This is a genomic window from Clostridium sp. ZS2-4 (assembly GCF_026719745.1).
In the GTDB taxonomy this organism is placed as follows: Bacteria; Bacillota; Clostridia; order Clostridiales; family Clostridiaceae; genus Clostridium_H.
On the sequence record NZ_JAPPRQ010000089.1, the window covers coordinates 1 to 3,133 of the forward strand.

At 35.7% G+C, this 3,133-nt stretch carries 3 protein-coding genes; all 3 read right to left on the reverse strand.

Going from position 1 to position 3,133, the window contains the following annotated elements:
• Positions 1-86: 86 nt before the first annotated feature.
• Positions 87-488, reverse strand: a complete 402-nt coding sequence (locus OIO11_RS11810; RefSeq protein WP_268071672.1) for a group II intron maturase-specific domain-containing protein — start codon at positions 486-488, stop codon at positions 87-89.
• Between the two features lie 190 nt (positions 489-678).
• Entirely contained in the window at positions 679-1,923 is a 1,245-nt protein-coding gene (gene ltrA, locus OIO11_RS11815) for a group II intron reverse transcriptase/maturase (RefSeq protein WP_268071670.1), read from the reverse strand.
• 509 nt (positions 1,924-2,432) lie between these two features.
• A partial coding sequence (ltrA, locus tag OIO11_RS11820; RefSeq protein WP_268071671.1) for a group II intron reverse transcriptase/maturase occupies positions 2,433-3,133 on the reverse strand: 701 nt, incomplete at its 5' end.

The following is a 3,133-nucleotide window of genomic DNA, read 5'->3' on the forward strand; positions in this document are numbered from 1 at the left end:
ATTTCCTTCTTCCCCTCATCAAACCGTGCATGCGGTTTTCCCGCACACGGCTTTCCGATATTCTTCTTTCTAAGGCATTATAACCTTTAAAGAGAAAGTTTCTTTAATCCCATTTCATTAAGAATATTCATTACCTCTTTCAAACCTCTATGTCGAGGTCTTCTTTGTTTCTTATTGTTATACCAAATAGTAAACCTTTGTATGATATACCAGTCTATTTTATTTAACTGTTTACCTGCATATTTCAAGTTATAGTAATTTCTTAGTCCTACTATTTTCTTGTTCATTTTCTGCACTAAATCATACATATCCATCTTTAGAGTTGACCTATTACTAAGGACTTCTTTTATCTTGTTTCTCATACTTTTCATAGCCTTTTGGGTTGGAACTTGTATTGTGGTATTAAACCTTTGACCTTTTCCACTTTCCACAAGGCTACGCCTATGATGAAACCCTAGAAAATCAAAACCTTCTTTTCCATCCCACATATTCACGAATCGTGTTTTATCGGGATGTAGTTCTAGTTCTAATCTCTCAAAGATTTTCTTAACTGCATTATATGCATGGTATATCTCTTTCTTAGTTCTTGAAATAATAATAAAGTAAGTAGACCAAGGGAACTTCCCCCTTAGTCCCTCTCAGAACCGTACGTGAACCTCTCAGCTCATACGGCTCCCATCATTCAGCTGTTGGTAATATTCCCATTTTCCAGTGTGCAAACAAACTTATATCTCTTCTAGCAATACCACCTAACCAATATTCTGCTCTACGTCTATGTTTTCTTTTCTTATACTTTCTACGAACCCATTTTACTAAAGCATTATTGATATATCTTAATACTGCATACATTTCTGATTTATAGAAGTGTGTATAATAGTTAATCCATCCCTGTATCTTTTTGTTAAACATATTTGATATATCCCACAAATCTTTATCTACCCTTAGTTGCAATCTCCAACTTCTTACTTCTTTACGAATTGATTTCTTTGCCTTGTCTGCTATCGCTGGTAAGAAGCTCGTGAAATATTTGCCATATTTATTCTTAGCGCCCCTAGGTTTGAATGTGTATCCTAGAAAATCAAATGATATATTTTGATAAGTTCCTTTCCTATCGTCATCTTTACAGTATACAATCTTCGTTTTATCAAGGTTTAGCTGTAGTCTATATTCTTCAAATCTTTCTTGCAATCGTCTTTGTAGATATTTCGCCTGTTTTAGTGATACACAGTGTGCAATTCCATCATCTGCGTATCTTGCCCACGGAATTGTTCTGAATTCTTTCGTCATAAAGTCATCAAACACATAATGTAGAAACAGATTTGCCAGAACTGGACTTATGACCCCGCCTTGCGGCGTTCCAGAATTTCTAAGTACCAATTCTCCATTTTCCATTTGAAATGGTGCTGTAAGCCACCTTTGTATGTATAGTATTATCCATTCTTTCTTAGTATGCTTGTTTACCATTTCCATTAATATGTCATGTTTGATATTATCAAACAGACCTTTTATATCAAATTCTAGAACCCAATCTTTTCTCCAACACCTTGTTCTTGTAACATCAAGTGCTTGTATTGCTGATTTATTCGGTCTATATCCGTAGGAATCTGTATAAAACATTGGCTCTACTTCTGGTTCAAAATATAGCTTAACTACCATCTGTGCAATTCTATCTTCAACAGTAGGTATTCCTAAAATTCTAGTACCTCCATTTTTCTTTGGAATTGCAACAGCCTTTACAGGTTTAGGAAAATAACTTCCTGATGACATTCTATTCCAGATTTTGTAAAGATTCTTGTTTAACTGCTTTTCAAAATCTTCGATTGATTGTTCATCAATTCCATACGTTCCCTTGTTTGCTTTAACTTTCTCATAAGCTGTCATTACAGCTCTTTTGGAAATATTAAACGGCTTTGTTTCTTGCATAAGCTCCTCCTCCTTTCAAAGTTGACTTATTTCTGAAACTGAATAACTTGAAGTCCTTCGCTCCACTTCCATTACAAAAGTTTCTTCACTACTACGACTCAATCTGCCCCTATGCTTGCATCGATACTCTTTTCTTACAGTTCTTCTGCTTGAAATACTCTCTTAACATCAAGCCGTAGGTTCCCACGTTCCATACAAACGCCTATGTTAAAGTCATGCCACCTTTATGCCGCCCACCGCCTAGATAGTAAACAGGTTTCCTCTAGACTTATCCCAGATTAACGACTACCCCCTGGTTTTGATGGAATTTATACGCTTTCGACACTTTCGTAAGTGGTTCACATGCTCGTTCATCTCCTTAACACTCACATGACAGATTTATCTCTGCCTTTTCCTTAACGCTCAGTACCGTAACTTTTGATTACAGCACCTTAAGGTAGTTTGAAATCTCCGCCTGTACGGCGATTTCGGAGGGCCTTCCTCCATCATTTGTATAGCATAGCTATATATTACGCAACTCTTGCGAGTTGCATACCACGCTTTCGTGGCGCACAATCATCAGCAAACTTAACAAGTGTTCCAAGGTGTTTGTAGTATTTATCCCATACCAAATCAAAATAGTTTAAGTATATATTTGAAAGTAATGGACTTATTGACGAACCTTGTGGCGAGCCAATTTCACTTTCTGTATACTCATTATTTTCTACTACCCCTATTTTGAGCCATTTCCTTATAAGCTTTAATATTCGTCTATCTGATACCCTTTGTTCTACGAGCAGCATTAACTTATCATGATTTATATTATCAAAATAACCTTTAATGTCTGCATCAAGCACCCACCAGCCTTTATTATTGCATTTCTTTCTTATAACTTCTAAGGCTTGATGTTGATTTCTCTTAGGTCTGAAACCATACGAATATTCCTTGAAGTCTGCCTCAAATATAGGTTCGATAACTATTTTGGTAGCTGTTTGAACTATCCTATCTTTGATTATTGGTATTCCAAGTGGTCTTTTCTTACCATCTTTCTTAGGAATATATACTCTTTCCACTGGTTTAGGCTTATAGTTATTTTCCATTAACTCCTGTTGCATTTCTTTGAGAAATTTCATCTCTCCATATTTAACAACATCTTCAATGTAAACTTCATCTATTCCACCAGTTCCATTGTTGGCTTTAACTTGTTTCCATGCCTTTAATAAAATGTCTG